This is a genomic window from Pantoea sp. VS1, from assembly GCF_002207995.1.
Taxonomy (GTDB): Bacteria; Pseudomonadota; Gammaproteobacteria; order Enterobacterales; family Enterobacteriaceae; genus Pantoea; species Pantoea dispersa.
Genome location: NZ_NHZE01000044.1, coordinates 81,533 through 100,214 on the forward strand (window position 1 = coordinate 81,533; position 18,682 = coordinate 100,214).

Consider the following 18,682-nt stretch of genomic DNA (forward strand, 5'->3'; position numbering starts at 1 on the left):
TGATGAACATTGGCGCGCTGACGGCGGCGCTACTGGTTGCTGGCTGTAGCGTTGGCCCCGATTATCAGCGTCCGGCGATGGCGCTGCCGACGCACTATAAAGAGGCCAAAGGCTGGACGCAGGCTACGCCGCAGGACGCCAGTCGCAAAGGGGAGTGGTGGACGGTGTATCACGATGCCACCTTGTCCAGCCTGCTGCGCCAGGTGAGCATCTCCAACCAGAACGTCGCCAGTTACGCGGCGCAGTATCGCGAAGCCCAGGCGCTGAGCGCGCAGTCGCGCGCGGCGCTGTTTCCCTCACTTGACTACGATGTCAGCAGCACGCGCAGCGGCAGCCGTGCCAGCACCAGCGGTCAGCGCAGCGTCAGCAACAGCCACAGCGCTACGCTGAATGCCAGCTGGGAGCTGGATCTGTGGGGCAAACTGCGCCGCACCCAGGAAGAGGATAAGGCCAGCGCGCAGGCCAGCCAGGCTGAACTGGCCAATGTCACGCTGAGCGCCCAGTCAGAGCTGGCGCAGGACTATTTTCAGCTGCGCATCATCGACGAAAAGATCGCGCTCTATCAGCGCAGCATTGAATCTTATCAGCGCTATCTCAGCGTGATTAACAACAAGTACCGCGCCGGTAGCGAATCCCGCGCCACTCTGGCGCAGGCGCAGATGCAGCTGGAGAGCGCCCGCGCTTCGGCGCAGGATTATCAGTGGCAGCGCGCGCAACTGGAGCACGCGGTGGCGCTGCTGCTGGGGCGGGCGCCAGCCGACTTTACGTTGCCGGTGGCGAAGCTGGATGCCACGCTGCCGTCCATTCCACAGAGCCTGCCTTCGGCGCTGCTGCAGCGCCGTCCGGACATCGCCTATGCCGAACGTAACGTGGCGGCCGCCAACGCGGCGGTCGGAGTGGCGATTGCCGGTTATTATCCCGACCTGACGCTCAGCGCCAGCGGTGGCGTGACCGCCTCAGCGATCCACAGTTTATTGTCGCTGCCGAATCGCGCCTGGTCGCTGGGGCCGGAGCTCAGCGGTACGCTGCTCGACTTTGGCGCGACCTCGGCGAAAGTGGCGCAGGCGCGTGCCGCCTATGATGCCAGCGTGGCCACCTATCGCCAGACGGTGCTGAGCGCGCTGGGAGAAGTGGAAGATAACCTGGTGGAACTGAATACCCTGCAGGGGGAAATCGCCGCGCAGCAGCGCGCCGCCATAGCGGCACAGGAGTCAGCACGCGTAACGCGCAACCAGTATGACGCCGGCATGATTGATTACCTTGATGTCGCTACCACGGAAAACAGCAGCCTGAGCGAGCAACAGAGCCTGCTGTCGCTGCAGAGCAGCCAGTGGGTGAGTAGCGTGGCGCTGATCGCCGCACTGGGCGGCGGCTGGCAGGGCGAATCACCCTGAATTCATCACGATAAATCACTGCGCTACTTGTCGAACATCCCCGGATCCTGCAAGGTAAGAACCATTTTTTACCGCTGCTAAGGAGCTGGCATGCTATTTACCGTTCTGCGTTTCCTCTGTCGCCTGTTATGGCGCGTTGAGCTGCGTGGCGATCTGACTGCCCTGCACAAAGAAAAAGTGCTGATCACGCCAAACCATATGTCGTTTCTCGATGGCGTGCTGCTGGCGCTGTTTCTGCCCATCAAACCGGTGTTCGCCGTCTATTCTTCGATCAGCGAACAGTGGTATATGCGCCTGCTCAGGCCGATCATCGACTTCGTGCCGCTCGACCCCACCAAACCGATGTCGATCAAACATCTGGTGCGCATGATCAACGAAGGGCGTCCGGTGGTGATCTTTCCGGAAGGGCGCATTACCGTCACCGGCTCATTGATGAAAATCTACAGCGGCGCTGGCTTCGTCGCTGCGAAATCCGCCGCCACCGTGGTGCCGATGCGCATTGAAGGCGCAGAGTACACGCCGTTTGGCCGCCTGGCCGGGGTGTTTAAACGTCGCCTGTTCCCGCGCATCACCCTGACGGTGCTGCCGGCCACGGTAATTCCCATGCCGGAAGCGAAACGCGCGCGCGACCGCCGCGTGCTGGCCGGTGAGCATTTACATCATGTGATGATGGAAGCGCGCATGGCGGTGCGCCCGCGCGAAACGCTGTTCGACGCTTTTCTCAATGCGCGCACCCGTTACGGGCTGAGCAAACCCTGCATCGAAGACATCAACTTTAAGCCGGACAGCTACACCGGACTGCTGAAAAAAGCGCTCGGCGTCGGACGCATTCTGGAGCGCTACAGCCAGCAGGGCGAATTCATTGGCCTGCTGCTGCCGAACGCCACGGTGACCGCGGCAGCGATTCTCGGGGCTTCACTGCGCGGGCGCGTGCCGGCCATGCTCAACTACACCGCCGGCATCAACGGCATGCGCGCGGCGCTGACCGCCTCGCAGGTGAAAACCGTGTTTACCTCGCGCCAGTTCCTCGAGAAGGGCAACCTGTGGCACCTGCCGCAGGGGCTGACGGAGGTGCAGTGGATCTATCTGGAGGATCTGAAGGATACCGTCACGCTGCAGGACAAACTGTGGATCCTCGCGCACCTGCTGCTGCCACGCCGGGCGCAGGTTGCGCAGCAGCCAGAAGACGCGGCAATGGTGCTGTTTACCTCCGGCTCGGAAGGCAATCCCAAAGGCGTGGTGCACTCGCACAAAAGCCTGCTGGCGAACGTGGAGCAGATTCGCACCGTGGCGGACTTCACTCCGCGCGACCGCTTTATGTCGGCGCTGCCGCTGTTCCACGCCTTCGGCCTCACCGTCGGGCTGTTCACGCCGCTGCTGACCGGCGCGCAGGTGTTTCTCTATCCCAGTCCGCTGCACTATCGCATCGTGCCGGAGCTGGTGTATGACCGTAACTGCACCGTGCTGTTTGGCACCTCCACCTTCCTCGGTAACTATGCGCGCTTTGCCAGCCCGTACGATTTCGCCCGGCTGCGCTACGTGGTGGCCGGTGCCGAGAAGCTGCAGGAAGGCACGCGCCAGATCTACATGGAGAAGTACGGCATCCGCATCCTTGAAGGTTACGGCGTGACCGAGTGTGCGCCAGTGGTGGCAATCAACGTGCCGATGGCCGCCAAATCGCATACCGTCGGGCGTATTCTGCCGGGCATGGATTCACGTCTGATTGCGGTACCGGGCATTGAGCAGGGCGGACGACTACAGCTGCGCGGTCCGAATGTGATGAACGGCTACCTGCGGGTGGAAAACCCCGGCGTGCTGGAGCCACCGGTGGCGGATAACGGCGAGGGCGAACAGGAAGCCGGCTGGTACGATACCGGGGATATTGTCAGCTTTGACGAGGGCGGTTTCTGTCAGATTCAGGGGCGCGCTAAACGCTTCGCCAAAATCGCCGGAGAGATGGTGTCGCTGGAGAACGTGGAGCAGATTGCCCTGAAAGCTTCGGCGGAGAAACAGCACGCGGCGTCGCTGCGGCCCGATGGCCAGCGTGGCGAAGCGCTGGTGCTGTTTACCACTGACAGTGAACTCAGCCGCGAGCGGCTGCAGCAGGCTGCGCGCGAGATGGGTGCGCCAGAGCTGGCCGTGCCGCGCGATATTCGCTTCATGAAACAGCTGCCGATGCTGGGCAGCGGTAAACCAGACTACGTCAGCCTGAAACAGCTGGCAGAAGAGGAGCGGGCATGAGTCAGTCGGTGAATCCGGACGCCCCGTTGCTGTCGCGCAGTATGCTGGCGGTGATCGTGGCACAGTTTTTCTCTGCCTTTGGCGACAACGCGCTGCTGTTCGCCACGCTGGCGCTGCTGAAAAGTCAGTTCTATCCGGACTGGAGCCAGCCGATCCTGCAGATGCTGTTTGTGGCCACTTACATTCTGCTCGCGCCGTTTGTCGGACAGATGGCCGACAGCTTTGCCAAAGGGCGGGTGATGATGTTTGCCAACAGCCTTAAGCTGCTCGGTGCGCTGGTGATCTGCTTCGGCTTTAATCCGTTTCTCGGCTACACGCTGGTGGGCGTCGGCGCGGCGGCATATTCGCCGGCGAAATACGGCATCCTGACGGAGATCACCAGCGGCGCGCGGCTGGTGAAAGCCAACGGGCTGATGGAGTCGTCGACTATCGCGGCGATTCTGCTCGGCTCGGTGGCAGGCGGCGTGCTCGCCGACTGGCATCTGCTGGCAGCACTGGTGGTGTGTGCACTCACTTACGCACTGGCGGTGGTGGCGAACCTGTTCATTCCGCGTCTGCAGGCAGCGCGCCCCGGCCAGAGCTGGCACGCTGGCGCGATGCTGCGCAGCTTTATCGCCTCGGCACAGCTGCTGTGGCGTAACGGTGAAACCCGCTTCTCGCTGCTCGGCACCAGCCTGTTCTGGGGCGCCGGCGTCACGCTGCGCTTCCTGCTGGTGCTGTGGGTGCCGGTGGCGCTCGGCATCACGGACAACAAAACGCCGACCACGCTAAATGCCATGGTGGCGATCGGTATCGTTATCGGCGCGGGCGCGGCGGCAAAACTGGTCACGCTGCAAACGGTGCGGCGCTGCATGCCGGCCGGCGTGCTGATTGGCGTGATGGTGGTGCTGTTCTCGCTGCAGCATAGCCTGCTGAATGCGTATCTGCTGCTGATGCTGATTGGTGCGCTCGGCGGCTTCTTTGTGGTGCCGCTCAACGCGCTGTTGCAGGAGCGCGGCAAAGATACCGTGGGTTCAGGCAACGCGATTGCGGTGCAAAACCTGGGTGAAAACAGCGCGATGCTGTTGATGCTGGGGCTGTATACCGTGGCGATTAAGCTGGGTGCGCCGGCGGTCGCGACGGGCGTAGGCTTCGGCGCGCTGTTCGCCATGGCGATTGCCGTGCTGTGGTGGAGAACGCGTCGCTGAGCGGCGCAGAAAGGGACCAGGTCGCCATGAATGGCGACCCTACCCTGGCCCGGCGCGTACGCCAAAACCGCAGCAGGTACGCGAGGGTAACGAACCCTGTAGGGTGCGCGTTAACGCACCAGGGAGATTACGGTGCCGGATACGTATACTGACGGTGAATCGCTTCCAGCGCCTCTAACACCTCGCCGCTCAGCGTCAGATTGAAACTCTCCACGTTAACCTTCAGCTGTTCCATGGTGGTGGCACCGAGCAGGGTGCTGGCCACAAACGGCTGCTGCCGCACATAGGCCAGCGCCATCTGTGACGGATCCAGGTTGTGCTGTTTCGCCAGCGCGACGTAGGCAGCAATCGCCTGCTGTGACTGATCGCCGCTGTAGCGGGTAAAGCGGCTGAACAGCGTATTGCGCGCGCCGGCCGGTTTCGCCCCGTTGAGGTATTTGCCGCTCAGCGTACCGAACGCCAGGCTGGAATAGGCCAGCAGTTCCACGCCCTCATGCTGGCTAATCTCTGCCAGACCCACTTCGAAACTGCGGTTCAGCAGGCTGTACGGATTCTGAATGGTGACGATACGCGGCAGCTCGTGCTTCTCCGCCAGCTGCAGGTAGCGCATCACGCCCCAGGCTGTTTCGTTCGAGACGCCAATGTAACGGATCTTGCCCGCGCGTACCTGTTCGGTCAGCGCTTCCAGCGTCTCCAGCAGCGTAACGGTGGCGGTGTTATCACTGTACTGATAACCGAGCTTGCCAAAGTAGTTGGTCTGGCGCTGCGGCCAGTGCAGCTGGTAGAGGTCGAGGTAATCGGTATTAAGGCGTTTCAGGCTGGCGTCCAGCGCTTCGCGGATGTTCTTGCGGTCCAGCGCCTGGTTGGGGCGAATCAGCGCATCGCTGCCGCGCACCGGGCCGGCGACTTTACTCGCCAGAATGATTTTGTCGCGGCTGCCGCGCTTTTGCAGCCAGCTGCCAATGTATTTTTCGGTCAGGCCCTGCGTTTCCGGACGCGGTGGCACTGGATACATCTCGGCGGTATCAATCAGGTTAATACCCTGGCTAACGGCGTAATCAAGCTGCTGGTGGGCGTCGGCTTCGCTATTCTGCTCACCAAACGTCATTGTGCCTAACCCCAGCTGACTGACTTCCAGCGTGCTATGGGGGATACGGTGATAATGCATTGCCGGCTTCCTTTTTTCATTATGAAACGGAATGTTGTGTTCTCTGGGACTATAGCCTGTGAAGTGGCGCAGAAGGAAGGGGGGAAAGTTCGGGAAATCGCCTGCACAGGGGGAAAACGCGTACAGGCGAGGCAATTTGGCACTTAACGCTCAATGATGGTGGAAACCTCGTCACCATTAATTTGCATAACATGGCCCTGTTCGTCGGTGTACTGCACCAGACCGGTTTCTTTATCAATCGACGGCTTACCTTCGGTCATAATCATGCGGCCATCTTTGGTGGCCATAACGTAATCACTGCTGCAACCGCTTAAAGCCAGCGCCGCCAGCAGCAGGCCCACTGCACTTACCAACCCTTTCATTCTCAGCTCCCTCAAGCCACTTCAACAGCAAAAGTGTAGTAATAAATGCTTTTGCCAGCTGGAGTAATCGCATCATTCCTAAAATAACAGGGCGAGATGCGCTCGCCCTTGACAGGTTACGCTTTGTTTTTCCTGCTGCGCATCAGGTTCAGACACTCTACCGCCATGGAGAAGAACATCGCAAAATAAATGTAACCTTTTGGTACATGCATACCAAAACTCTCGAGGATCAGGGTAAAGCCGACCAGAATCAGAAACGCCAGCGCCAGCATTTTGACCGACGGATGCCGCTCAACAAACTCACCAATCGCGCGCGCGGCCACCATCATCATCAGCACCGCAATGACCACCGCCGCCATCATAATGAACAGATGATCGGACAGGCCGACGGCGGTGATCACCGAATCCAGGCTGAAGATGATGTCGAGCAGCATGATCTGCACGATGGCACCGAAGAAAGAGTGCACGTTGGTTTTGTGCTCCTCTTCGCCGCCTTCGATGGTTTCATGGATCTCCATGCTCGACTTCCACAGCAGGAACAGGCCGCCGAACAGCAGAATCAGATCGCGCGCAGAGAAGGCGTGGTCCATGATGGAAAACAACGGCTGCGTCAGTCTCACCACCCAGGCGATGGAGGCCAGCAGCCCGAGGCGCATCAACATCGCCCCCATCAGACCCAGCCGGCGCGCCCGGTTTTGCTGGTGCTGCGGCAGTTTCGCGACCACCAGAGACAGGAAAATAATGTTATCGATACCCAGCACCACTTCCAGAATGGTTAATGTTCCCAGCGCCAGCCAGGCGTTGGGATCAGCAATCCAGTCAAACATGAATCCTTCATTCCTAAACGAAAAGTAAACGGGAATTATACACGGCGCAGGCGGCGCTGCCTAAAGCGATCCTGCAAGGGCGAGGTTGTACCGGGAATTACAGCAGAAAATGCCGTGCCAGCAGCGGTCCGGTAAAGCTCTTCTTGAGATAAAAACCGCGCGGCAGCGTCATGATCGGCTCACCGTGTTCGCCGATGGCTTCGGTCAGCGCTTTGCTGTTGGCCGCTTTCGGCCGGATTTGCAGCCACGCGCCGTGGCGGGCGGTGATGCGCTCCACCTGGCCGAGCACGATCATGTCCATCAGCTCTTCCCAGTCCTCACGTAACTGCTGCTCTTCCTGCGCATTCGGCTGCCACAGCAGCGGCGAACCCACGCGGCGCTCGGCCAGCGGAATGGCGCGATCGCCCTCCACCGGGATCCACAGCACCCGCGCCAGCTTATGGCGCACGTGGCTGGTTTGCCAGGTAACGCCGCTGTTGCCGGTGAGCGGTGCCACGCAGACAAAGGTGGTTTCCAGCGGCTTACCCAGCGCGTCGACCGGAATGGTTTTGAGTTCAATACCCAGATGCGCAAAATCCTGCTCGGCTTTACTGCCGGCGCTGGCACCCAGCAGCAGCTCCAGCAGCATGCCGACCCAGCCTTTGTCACGGCGTAAATCGGCGGGCATCGGCAGGCCAAGCTGCGCGGCCAGCGCGGCAAAGCTCTGACCAGCCAGCTGTTGGGCACGCTGGAGCAGTTCGGCTTCGTTTCGGGGCGCAGCAGGCAAGGCGGCAGGGCAATTCATGATAAAACTCGCATTGGTCAAAATATGGTCAGTAAAGGTCAGCGCGTGTTGTCCACACCGTGCCGGACAATGTAAACGTGATAATAGCATGATTCAGCATGCTTTTTTAGCGCGATTGACCTGGTGCTCACCAGGCTAAGAGGCGGTTATCCCGGTTTGTTATCGACAATGAACAGGATCTTAAACCCAGTTATCCACAGAAAAGTGGGATAACCCCACGTTTTGCCCACCCCTGTTTCCATTTACAGCCTTGACTTTGCCGAACTGCGCGCTTTTTTTCCATTCTCTGCCCAGGTTTAGGACATTCTCTGTGGATAAAATCAACGGTGATGGATCTTTGAGCAGCGGTAACCGCGTGGGGAAGAATAACCGGCTTTCACGCTGTGTATCTGAACGGGTTAATTGACTATCGCTATGATAAATGGGGGTTTTAATGCTATTCTCCCCGCCGTGCATGAGAATTTTCCGAAGCGGTTATTCAACTCATTCCCGTGTTCTGCACAAAGCTATCCACAGAAAAGGTGAATAAGATCGCCGTTAAATGCCCCTGTCTGTTCATAACATGGCTATTATCTGTGAGTTATCCCATTGTTATCCGGTCAGCGGCGCGGATATCCAGTGGTTTACCGCCTGTAAGGAGTATGAAACAATCAGGCTATTCAAATTTAGCTTTGAGGTAGTCCAGTGATCGATGATGATGGCTACCGCCCGAATGTTGGTATCGTAATCTGTAACAGGCAAGGACAAGTGTTGTGGGCCAGGCGCTTTGGACAGCACTCCTGGCAGTTTCCTCAGGGAGGCATCAATCCGGGTGAAACCGCTGAACAGGCGATGTATCGCGAACTGTTCGAAGAAGTGGGTTTACACCGCAAAGATGTTCGAATACTTGCTTCAACCCGTAACTGGTTACGTTACAAGTTGCCAAAACGTTTGGTGCGTTGGGACACAAAGCCGGTGTGTATCGGCCAGAAACAAAAGTGGTTTCTTCTGCAGTTGATGTGTAGTGACGCGGATATCAATGTGCAACACAGCAGCACGCCGGAGTTCGATGGCTGGCGCTGGGTCAGCTTCTGGTATCCGGTACGTCAGGTTGTCTCTTTCAAGCGCGATGTGTATCGCCGCGTCATGAAGGAATTCGCTGGCGTGGTGATGTCTATGCAGGAGAGTGCGGGGCAGCGCAATAACAACGCCGCCCATCGACGTAAAAGAGGATAGGCCACGCCCTTTATGCTCACTCAGTTGCGCGAAATTGTAGAAAAAGTGGCGAGTGCACCGCGTCTGAATGAAGCACTCGACATTCTGGTCAACGAAATATGCCTGGCGATGGAGACCGAGGTCTGCTCGGTTTACCTCGCCGATCACGATCGGCGTTGCTACTACCTGATGGCGACGCGCGGCCTGAAAAAGCCGCGCGGCCGTACGGTTACGCTGGCGTTCGACGAAGGTATCGTCGGGCTGGTGGGCCGCCTGGCCGAACCGATCAACCTCGCCGATGCGCAAAGTCATCCCAGCTTCAAATACATTCCCTCCGTCAAAGAAGAGCGCTACCGCTCGTTTCTGGGTGTGCCAATCATCAGCCGGCGTCAACTGCTCGGCGTGCTGGTGGTGCAACAGCGAGAGCATCGTCAGTTCGACGAAAGCGAAGAGTCGTTTCTGGTTACGCTGGCCACGCAGATGGCCGCGCTGCTGTCGCAGTCGCAGCTTGGCCAGCTGTTCGGTCAGTTCCGCCAGACGCGCGTTAAAGCGATTGCCGCCGCGCCGGGCGTCGCCGTTGCCCCTGGCTGGGTTGATGAAACGCAGCCGCTGCTCGACCAGGTGTCCGCCGCCTCTACGCTCGATCCACAGCGTGAACGCGAGCGCCTGATTGTCGCCATGGGCGAGGCGGGCAACGAGTTTCGTCGCTTCAGCAAGCGTTTCGCGGCCAGCGTGCAGAAAGAGAGCGCGGCGATCTTCGATCTCTACTCGCACCTGCTCACCGATGCGCGACTGAAAAAAGATCTGTTTGCCGAGATCGAGCGCGGATCGGTAGCCGAGTGGGCGGTCAAAACGGTGATCGAGAAGTTTGCCGCACAGTTTGCCAGCCTGCAGGATCACTATTTACGCGAGCGCGCCGGGGATTTGCGCGTGCTCGGCCAGCGCCTGCTGTTCCACCTTGACGACACGCTGGTGGGCACCAACGCCTGGCCGGAACGTTTTGTGCTGGTGGCCGATGAGCTCACCGCCACCACCCTGGCGGAGCTGCCGCAGGAGCGGCTGGCGGGCGTGGTGGTGCGCGATGGCGCAGCCAACTCGCACGCGGCGATCCTCACGCGCGCCATGGGTATTCCGACCGTGATGGGCGCGGATATCCTGCCGTCGCAGCTCAACAAGCGGCTGCTGATCGTGGACGGCTATCGCGGCGAAGTGCTGATCGATCCGGAGCCGGTGCTGGTGCAGGAGTATCAGCGGCTGATCAGCGAAGAGAACGCGCTTAGCAAAATGGCCGAAGATGTGGTGGAGCAGCCCGGCGAGCTGAAAAGCGGCGAGCGCGTGCAGGTGATGCTCAACGCCGGTCTCAGCCCGGAACACGAACAGGCGCTCGACAACTGGGTTGACGGCATCGGCCTGTATCGCACCGAAATTCCGTTCATGCTGCAAAGCGGCTTCCCGTCGGAAGAGGAGCAGGTGGCGCAATATCAGGGCATGCTGCAACTGTTTTACGACAAACCGGTGACGTTGCGTACGCTGGATGTCGGCGCTGACAAACAGCTGCCTTACATGCCGATCAGTGAAGAGAACCCCTGTCTCGGCTGGCGCGGCATTCGTCTGACGCTCGACCAGCCGGAGATCTTCCTGGTGCAGGTGCGCGCCATGCTGCGCGCCAACGTCGCTTCGGGCAACCTGAGCATTCTGCTGCCGATGATCAGTCATATTGACGAGATCGAAGAGGCGCGGCGCCTGATCGATCGCGCCGGTCGCGAAGTGGAAGAGATGCTCGGTTATGCCATTCCAAAACCGCGTATTGGCGTGATGATTGAAGTGCCGTCGATGCTGTTTCTGATCCCGCATCTGGCGCAACGCGTGGACTTTATCTCCGTCGGCACCAACGATCTCACCCAGTATCTGCTGGCGGTCGATCGCAACAATACCCGCGTTGCCAACCTTTACGATTCGCTGCATCCGGCGATGCTGCGGGCGTTGCAAACCATCGCCAGTGAAGCCCGCCAGGCCAAACTGGAGCTGTGCCTGTGTGGTGAAATGGCGGGCGATCCGATGTGCGTCGCGTTGCTGGTGGGTCTGGGTTATCACCATCTCAGCATGAACGGCAAGAACATTCCGCGCGTCAAATACCTGCTGCGCCACCTCGATTACGAAGAGGCGCAGAAACTGAGCCAGCAGGGCGTGATGGCGCACACCGCAACGGAAGTGCGCCATCTGGTGTCGGCCTTCATGGAGCGGCGCGGCCTGGGCGGACTGATTCGCGGCGGACGTTAACTGTTTACATTTCTGCGGAAATTGTGAAAAGCGGCTGTGCTATGATGCGCAGCCTTTTATTGTATGGCCCTTTAGCCACGCCCTTTTGCGGGCAGAAAAAACATGGTGAAAGATGACTAACGGCTACATTTCATTTCCCCAATTCGATCCGGTGATCTTCTCCATCGGACCGGTTTCGCTGCACTGGTACGGCCTGATGTATCTGGTAGGCTTTGTGTTTGCTATGTGGCTGGCGGTGCGCCGCGCCAACAAACCCGGCAGCGGCTGGAAGAAAGAAGAAGTTGAAAACCTGCTGTACGCAGGCTTCCTCGGCGTGTTCCTCGGCGGCCGCATCGGCTACGTGCTGTTCTATAACCTGCCGCTGTTCCTCGACAACCCACTCTATCTGTTCAAAGTGTGGGACGGGGGCATGTCATTCCACGGTGGTCTGATTGGCGTGATCGTGGTGATGCTGATCTTCGCCCGCCGTACCAAACGCACCTTCTTCCAGGTCTCTGATTTCATTGCGCCGCTGATCCCGTTTGGCCTCGGTGCTGGCCGTCTCGGCAACTTCATCAACGGCGAACTGTGGGGCCGCGTGGCGCCTGACTTTAAATTCGCCATGCTGTTCCCGGGTTCGCGCAGCGAAGACCTCGCGCTGGCGGCCAATAACCCGCAATATCAGGAACTGCTGAACACGTACGGCGTGCTGCCGCGCCATCCGTCACAGCTGTATGAGCTGTGCCTGGAAGGCATCGTGCTGTTTATCATTCTCAACCTGTTTATTCGCAAGCCGCGCCCGATGGGCAGTGTCTCCGGCCTGTTCCTGATTGGCTACGGCGCATTCCGCATCATCGTGGAGTTTTTCCGCCAGCCGGATGCCCAGCTTGGCCTGTTCGAAGGCGGTATCAGTATGGGCCAGATTCTGTCGATCCCGATGATTCTGGCCGGAGTGATTATGATGGTCTGGGCGTATCGTCGTCGCCCGCAGCAACAAACGCGTGAGGTAAAATGAAACAGTATCTGGATTTGATGCAACATGTGCTGAATGAAGGCGCAGAAAAGGCCGACCGTACCGGTACCGGCACGCTCTCCATCTTTGGCCACCAGATGCGTTTCAATTTGCAGGACGGTTTTCCGCTGGTCACCACCAAGAAGGTGCATCTACGCTCGATCATTCATGAGCTGCTGTGGTTCCTCAAAGGCGACACCAACATCGGCTACCTGAAAGAGAACAAGGTCACCATCTGGGACGAATGGGCGGATGAAAACGGCGATCTGGGACCGGTCTACGGCAAGCAGTGGCGCAGCTGGGGCAAGGCTTCCGGCGAAGAGATCGATCAAATCAGCAAGGTGATTGAGCAGCTGAAACGCGATCCGGATTCGCGCCGCATTATCGTTTCGGCATGGAACGTCGGTGAGCTGGATCAGATGGCGCTGGCGCCGTGCCACGCGTTTTTCCAGTTCTACGTGGCGAATGGCAAGCTGTCGTGCCAGCTGTACCAGCGTTCGTGCGATATCTTCCTCGGCCTGCCGTTCAATATCGCCAGCTATGCGCTGCTGGTGCATATGGTGGCACAGCAGTGCGATCTTGAGGTGGGCGATTTCGTCTGGACCGGCGGCGATACGCACCTGTACAGCAACCATCTCGAACAGGCGCGACTGCAGCTGACGCGTGAACCGCGACCGCTGCCGAAACTGGTGATTAAGCGTAAGCCCGCGTCGATTTTTGATTACCAGTTCGATGATTTTGAGATCGAAGGCTACGATCCGCATCCGGCGATCAAAGCGCCGGTTGCCGTGTAATCTGCCGCTCTTCAGCATCAGGCCCTGCCATCGCGCAGGGCTTTTTTTTTGCCTGGCCCCGTCCGCTTCTGCGGGGATTTTCTGAATCCGACGCGCAAAAAAAAGGGTGTTGTCTGCACCGGACATAACTTTCCTGCGGCACGCTTTCCATCTTCTCTGTTTGCCGCTGTTGCTTTTCGTCCGGCAGGCGCAGAGTGCCGGTTATGAACAGAACCCAAAACGCCGGCTTTACGCTGCCGGAACTGCTGCTGGTTATGGTGATTGCCGGCATCCTCAGCATCGCCGCCTTACAGGGCTGGCAGCGCTGGCAACAGTATCAGCAACTGCGTGACAGCGTTCTGCAGCTGCAGAGCTTTTTGCTGCGGCTGCGCGCACACGCCAGCTGGCACAACCGCGACCTCAGCCTGTGGCTGCAACCAGGCGAAAACGGCTGCCTTGGCACCGGGCCGCAGCCCGCAGAAGGATGTCAGCTGCCGTCGCGCTGGCTGTTCCGGCCGCCTTATCGCGAAGTGCGCATCACCGCGCTGGTCGGCGAGCCGGGCTTTTACGGCCGACGCGATGTGGCCCGGCCCGGCAGTATCGAACTGGAGAGCGCGGCTGGCCGCTGGCGCGTCATCCTCTCCGCCCGGGCGCGCATCCGGGTCTGCCAGCCGGGAGAGAAGGGATGCGAATAGCGCAGGGGGGCTTCAGTCTGCTGGAGATGCTGATCGCCATGGCGATTGGCGCGGTGCTGATGGTCAGCGTCGGCCGCTTTCTGCCGCTGCTGCTGGAGCAGAACCTGCGCCTGCAGCAGCGGGTCCAGCTGCAACAGGAGCTGCAGCAGATTGCCGGCTCACTGAACAAAGCGCTGCGCCGTGCCGGTTACTGTCACGGCCAGTGCAGCGGTGCGGCGCTCACGCTGGTGAGCAGCGGCAGCTGTGTATTGCTGCGCTGGGACGAAAACAGTAACGGACGCTGGGAAGGCGTCGGTCACAGTGAAAGCGATTATTACGGCTATCGTCTGCGCAACGGACAGCTGGAGATGCAGCGCGGCGTGGACGAGTGCAACAGCAACGGCTGGGAGCGCATCACCGATCCGGCATTCCTCACCCTCAGCACCTTCCGGGTTGAGCGCCAGGGCACGCGGCTGCTGTTGCAGCTGGCCGCCACGGCGGGCCGCCAGCAGGCAGAGCTGACGATAATAGCGGAGGGGTTGAATCTGTGAAGCAGCGGGGCAACAGCACGCTAGGCATGGTGGTGATGTTACTGCTGATGGGCGGGCTCACGCTGCACGCCGCGCGTACGCAGCTGGCGCAGGGCATGGCGCTGGTCGCCGACGAGCAGCAGCATCAGCAGGATTTCTGGCAGGCGCAGGCCGCTTTAACGTGGGGCCGGCAGCAAAACTGGCCGCAGGCCGCGGGCTGGCAGTGTCAGACCGCTCAGGCCGACGCGTGGCAAAGCTGTCTGCTGCGGCAGGAGGAGAATCATGGCTTATTATCGGCGCGCGGCACCGGACGTGCGCTCGTGCTCTATCAGTGGGTGTCGCTGCGCAACGGTCAGCTGCAGCCACAGCCGCATGGCTGGATCGACTACTGCCCGCTGGCGAAGGCGGAGCAGTGTCAGTTGCCAGAGGCGACAGCAGGGTTTTAGCCTGGCGGAAACGCTGGTCGCCATGCTGCTGCTGGCGATGACCATCAGCACGCTGCTGCAGTATCATCGCGCACTGGCGCTGGGATTTAGCCAGCAGTGGCAGCAGCGCCAGGCGTGGCAGGTAGCCGGGCAGGCGCTGCTCGGGCGTGATACCGCCGGCTGGCACATTGTGCACCAGCCGCAGAGTTTACCTGGCGGCTGCGTGCTGGATCGCGTTACCGTCACCGGACCCCATCAGCGCACGGCGTCGCTGGCGCGGCTCAATTGCCGCGAAGGTGATGCCGGCGGGTAGGCAGGCCAGACGAATAAGGGTAGAGTGACCGGGCTGCGCTTTCCCTTCTTTAAGGAGTTTTATGTTCCGGGTTTACCACTCCAATCGGTTAGATTTATTGAAAGACTTAGCGGTAGAGCTGATAAAACTCCAGCCGCTGGCCGATCCGCTCGCGGCTGAGCAGGTGCTGGTACAGAGCCCGGGCATGGCGCAGTGGCTGCAGATGGAGCTGGCTAACCGCTTCAACATTGCCGCCAACATCGATTTTCCGCTGCCCGCCAGCTTTATCTGGAGCATGTTCGTTAAAGTGCTGCCGGATATCCCGGAAGAGAGCGCTTTCACCAAAGCCAGCATGAGCTGGAAGCTGATGCACCGGCTGCCGGTGCTGCTGGAGCAGGAGGCGTTTCAGCCGCTGCGCAGCTATCTGCATGACGACGACGATCAGCGCAAACTCTACCAGCTCAGCGCGCGCGTGGCGGATCTGTTCGACCAGTATCTGGTTTACCGGTCCGACTGGCTGAACCGCTGGGAGCGCGGCGAACAGGTGGACGGGCTGAGCGATGCTCAGCAGTGGCAGGCGGCGCTGTGGCGCGATCTGGTCGAATTCACGCGCAGCCTCGGTCAGCCGATGTGGCACCGTGCCAACCTCTATGCACGGTTTATCCAGGCGCTGGAGCAGTCGTCAACGCCGCCGCCGGGGCTGCCGCAGCGCGTCTTCATCTGCGGTATCTCTGCGCTGCCGCCGGTTTATCTGCAGGCGCTGGAAGCGCTGGGCCGCCACATTGATATTCACCTGCTGTTTACCAATCCCTGTCGTCACTACTGGGGCGACATTCAGGATTACGCCTTCCTCGCGAAGCTGCAGAGCCGCCAGCGGCTGCGCCTGCATTCGCAGGAGACACAGCCGCTGTTCCGCGACCCGGATGCTGCGCCAGCGCTGTTTAACGAACTGGGCGAGCAGCAGCTGACCAATCCACTGCTGGCCTCGTGGGGCAAGCTGGGCCGCGACAACCTGTTTCTGCTGAGCCAGATGGAGTCAGCCGCCAACGACATCGATGCGTTTGTGGAGATGTCACCGGATAATCTGCTGCACTGCCTGCAGGCCGATCTGCTCAATCTTGACGATCGCGCGGTGATTGGGCTCAGCGCTGGCGAGCTGGCCGACAGCATGGACAAGCGCCGCCTCGATCCGCACGATCGTTCCATCACGCTTCAGGTGTGTCACAGCGCCCAGCGTGAAGTGGAAGTGCTGCAGGATCACCTGCTGGCGCTGATGGAAGCCGATCCGGAGCTGAAGCCGCGCGATATCATCGTCATGGTGGCAGACATCGACAGCTACGCGCCTTTTATTCAGGCGGCTTTTGCCAGTGCGCCGCCTGAGCGCTATCTGCCGTTCGCCATTTCTGACCGGCGCGCCAGTCAGGCGCATCCGGCCATCCTCGCGCTGCTCAGCCTGCTGGCACTGCCGGACAGTCGCTTTGCCTCAGAAGAGGTGCTGGCGCTGCTGGAGGTGCCGGCGCTGGCACAGCGTTTCTCCGTCGAGGAGAGCGGCCTGCGCCTGCTGCGCCGCTGGGTGATGGAATCCGGCATCCGCTGGGGACTGGATGACGCCAGCGTGGAAGCGCTGGCGCTGCCGGTCACCGGCCAGCACACCTGGCGCTTCGGCCTGCAGCGTATGCTGCTGGGCTACGCGCTGGAAAGCCGCAACGGCGACTGGCAGGGCATTCTGCCGTATGACGAATCCAGCGGCCTGATCGCCGAGCTGGCGGGCCATCTGGCCGAGCTGCTGGCACGGCTCGACAGCTGGCGCACGCGCCTTGCGCAGACGCGCACTTTGGCCGAATGGCTGCCGCTGTGCCGCGAGCTGATCGACAGCTTCTTCAGCGGCGATGCCGACAGCGAGGCGGCGCTGCTGTTGGTGGAAACGCAGTGGCAGGAGATCATTGAACAGGGGATGCAGGCCGCCTATCAGCAGCCGATTCCGGTCACGCTGCTGCGCGATGAGCTGCGTTCGCGCCTCGATCAGCAGCGCATCAGCCAGCGCTTCCTGGCCGGGCCGATCAACTTCTGTACGCTGATGCCGATGCGCTCCATCCCGTTTAAAGTGGTGTGCCTGCTGGGCATGAACGACGGCGTGTATCCGCGCACCCTGGCGCCGCTCGGTTTTGACCTGATGCAGCAGCAGACGCGGAAAGGCGATCGCAGCCGGCGTGATGATGACCGCTATCTGTTCCTTGAAGCGCTGATCTCGGCGCAGCAGCAGCTGTACATCAGCTACATTGGCCGGGCGATTCAGGACAACACCGAGCGCTATCCCTCGGTGCTGGTGACTGAACTGGTGGATTATCTGGCGCAAAGTTTCTGTCTGCCGGGCGATGAAGCCTGTGAGCCGGACGTCAGTGAGCAGCGGGTGCGGGCACATTTGCAACGCCTGCACAGCCGCATGCCGTTCGCGGCGGAAAATTTCCAGCCGGGAAGCCACGTGCAGAGCTTCGCCGCAGAATGGTTGCCAGCGGCGACCGGCAGCGGCGTGGCGCAGCCCGGGTTTGTCCAGCCGCTGCCGGTTCAGCCGCTGACCACACTGTCGCTGGAGCAGCTGCTGCGCTTCTGGCGTCATCCGGTGCGGGCGTGGTTTCAGCAGCGGCTCGGCGTGGCTTTCTGGATGGAGGAGAGCGAGCTGCCGGACAGCGAACCGTTCGCACCGGACAGCCTGGAGCGCTATCAGATCAACGCTGAACTGCTCAATACGCTGGTCAACGGTGACGATCCGGCCCAGCTGTATGCGCACCATCGCGCCGCCGGTAATCTGCCTTACGGCGCCTTCGGGGAACTTTTCTGGCAAAGCCAGACCGAAGAGATGCAGGAAGTGGCGGCGGAAGTGAGCGCGCAGCGGCTGCCGGCGGAGAGCTGGGAAGTCAACCTGACGCTGGGCGCAACGCAGTTGACCGGCTGGCTGACTCAGGTGCAAGCTGATGGGCTGCTACGCTGGCGTCCGGGCGTGCTCAACATCAACGATGGCCTGCTGCTGTGGCTGGAACATCTGGTGTATTGTGCGCTGGGCGGCAACGGCACCAGCCGCATGTACGGTCGCAAACAGAGCCGCTGGCGCTTCGCGGCGGAGGCTCCCGCCCAGGCGCAGGCGCAGCTGGCTGAATATGTGGCCGCCTGTGAGGCAGGTCTGGCGCAGCCGCTGCTGCTGCTGAATAAATCCGGCGGCGCCTGGCTGGACGCCAGCTTTGACAGCAAATCCGGCCAGCTTCAGGAAGATGACGCCACGCAGAAAAAGGCGCTCAACAAACTGTTGCAGGCGTGGCAGGGCGGCTACCAGGTTGAAGGCGAGGGCAGCGATCCCTATCTGCAGCGCCTGTGCCGCACGCTGGACGAGCCGACGCAGCAGCAGATCATCGCTGCGGCGCGTCAGTGGTATTTACCGGTGCGCCTCGCGCATCAGGATGATGTATAGCAACGGAAGTGCGGCCTGTACCTTGGCAGCCACCGTCTTATAAGAAAGTGTTTGAGTATCCCGACCGGCGCAACGCCGGCGGATAAGGGTAACGTTA

Annotated in this window: 16 protein-coding genes; 12 read left to right on the forward strand and 4 right to left on the reverse strand. The window is 60.5% G+C overall.

The genetic code is table 11. The annotated features are described in order from the left end of the window. Positions 1-2 precede the first annotated feature (2 nt). From CBW22_RS16620 to lplT, 3 genes are all read left to right on the forward strand, one after another. A complete protein-coding gene (locus tag CBW22_RS16620) occupies positions 3-1,394 on the forward strand; it encodes an efflux transporter outer membrane subunit (RefSeq protein WP_441339118.1) in 1,392 nt (463 codons plus the stop codon). A gap of 90 nt (positions 1,395-1,484) precedes the next feature. Beyond that, positions 1,485-3,635, forward strand: a complete 2,151-nt coding sequence (aas, locus tag CBW22_RS16625; protein WP_088517226.1) for a bifunctional acyl-ACP--phospholipid O-acyltransferase/long-chain-fatty-acid--ACP ligase — start codon at positions 1,485-1,487, stop codon at positions 3,633-3,635. After that, positions 3,632-4,822, forward strand: coding sequence for a lysophospholipid transporter LplT (gene lplT / locus CBW22_RS16630; protein ID WP_088517227.1), 1,191 nt, complete (start codon positions 3,632-3,634; stop codon positions 4,820-4,822). Before aas ends, lplT begins: the two co-directional genes overlap by 4 nt. A gap of 127 nt (positions 4,823-4,949) precedes the next feature. Here lplT and CBW22_RS16635 read toward each other — a convergent pair whose 3' ends face one another. The 4 genes from CBW22_RS16635 to mutH form a co-directional block, all read right to left on the reverse strand. After that, complete coding sequence (locus tag CBW22_RS16635; RefSeq protein WP_088517228.1) at positions 4,950-5,990, reverse strand: NADP(H)-dependent aldo-keto reductase; 1,041 nt, start codon at positions 5,988-5,990, stop codon at positions 4,950-4,952. Between the two features lie 143 nt (positions 5,991-6,133). After that, complete coding sequence (locus tag CBW22_RS16640) at positions 6,134-6,352, reverse strand: YgdI/YgdR family lipoprotein (RefSeq protein WP_021506698.1); 219 nt, start codon at positions 6,350-6,352, stop codon at positions 6,134-6,136. A 116-nt stretch (positions 6,353-6,468) separates the two neighbouring features. Continuing rightward, on the reverse strand, positions 6,469-7,179 hold the full coding sequence (locus CBW22_RS16645; protein ID WP_021506699.1) for a TerC family protein: 711 nt from the start codon (positions 7,177-7,179) through the stop codon (positions 6,469-6,471). Between the two features lie 97 nt (positions 7,180-7,276). Beyond that, on the reverse strand, positions 7,277-7,963 hold the full coding sequence (mutH, locus tag CBW22_RS16650; protein WP_058757065.1) for a DNA mismatch repair endonuclease MutH: 687 nt from the start codon (positions 7,961-7,963) through the stop codon (positions 7,277-7,279). A gap of 684 nt (positions 7,964-8,647) precedes the next feature. On the opposite strand from mutH, the gene rppH reads away from it, so the two are divergent. The 9 genes from rppH to recC all read left to right on the forward strand — a co-directional run bounded on the left by rppH (position 8,648) and on the right by recC (position 18,585). Continuing rightward, positions 8,648-9,178, forward strand: coding sequence for an RNA pyrophosphohydrolase (rppH, locus tag CBW22_RS16660; protein WP_031279497.1), 531 nt, complete (start codon positions 8,648-8,650; stop codon positions 9,176-9,178). Positions 9,179-9,190: 12 nt separating this feature from the next. Further along, positions 9,191-11,437, forward strand: coding sequence for a phosphoenolpyruvate--protein phosphotransferase (gene ptsP, locus CBW22_RS16665; protein ID WP_058757064.1), 2,247 nt, complete (start codon positions 9,191-9,193; stop codon positions 11,435-11,437). 112 nt (positions 11,438-11,549) lie between these two features. Beyond that, entirely contained in the window at positions 11,550-12,431 is an 882-nt protein-coding gene (gene lgt, locus CBW22_RS16670; RefSeq protein WP_021506703.1) for a prolipoprotein diacylglyceryl transferase, read from the forward strand. Continuing rightward, positions 12,428-13,222 carry a thymidylate synthase gene (gene thyA, locus CBW22_RS16675; protein ID WP_021506704.1) on the forward strand — a complete coding sequence of 265 codons (795 nt, stop codon included), beginning with the start codon at positions 12,428-12,430 and terminating at the stop codon, positions 13,220-13,222. Before lgt ends, thyA begins: the two co-directional genes overlap by 4 nt. A gap of 203 nt (positions 13,223-13,425) precedes the next feature. Next, on the forward strand, positions 13,426-13,896 hold the full coding sequence (locus tag CBW22_RS16680; protein ID WP_058757063.1) for a prepilin-type N-terminal cleavage/methylation domain-containing protein: 471 nt from the start codon (positions 13,426-13,428) through the stop codon (positions 13,894-13,896). Then, positions 13,887-14,426 carry a prepilin peptidase-dependent protein gene (locus tag CBW22_RS16685; protein WP_088517229.1) on the forward strand — a complete coding sequence of 180 codons (540 nt, stop codon included), beginning with the start codon at positions 13,887-13,889 and terminating at the stop codon, positions 14,424-14,426. The genes CBW22_RS16680 and CBW22_RS16685 overlap by 10 nt, the downstream gene beginning before the upstream one ends. Continuing rightward, positions 14,423-14,851 carry a DUF2509 family protein gene (locus tag CBW22_RS16690; RefSeq protein WP_064511411.1) on the forward strand — a complete coding sequence of 143 codons (429 nt, stop codon included), beginning with the start codon at positions 14,423-14,425 and terminating at the stop codon, positions 14,849-14,851. Before CBW22_RS16685 ends, CBW22_RS16690 begins: the two co-directional genes overlap by 4 nt. 1 nt (position 14,852) lies before the next feature. Next, positions 14,853-15,143, forward strand: coding sequence for a prepilin-type N-terminal cleavage/methylation domain-containing protein (locus CBW22_RS16695; RefSeq protein WP_230857086.1), 291 nt, complete (start codon positions 14,853-14,855; stop codon positions 15,141-15,143). Positions 15,144-15,204: 61 nt separating this feature from the next. Continuing rightward, positions 15,205-18,585 carry an exodeoxyribonuclease V subunit gamma gene (gene recC / locus CBW22_RS16700; RefSeq protein ID WP_088517230.1) on the forward strand — a complete coding sequence of 1,127 codons (3,381 nt, stop codon included), beginning with the start codon at positions 15,205-15,207 and terminating at the stop codon, positions 18,583-18,585. Positions 18,586-18,682 lie beyond the last annotated feature (97 nt).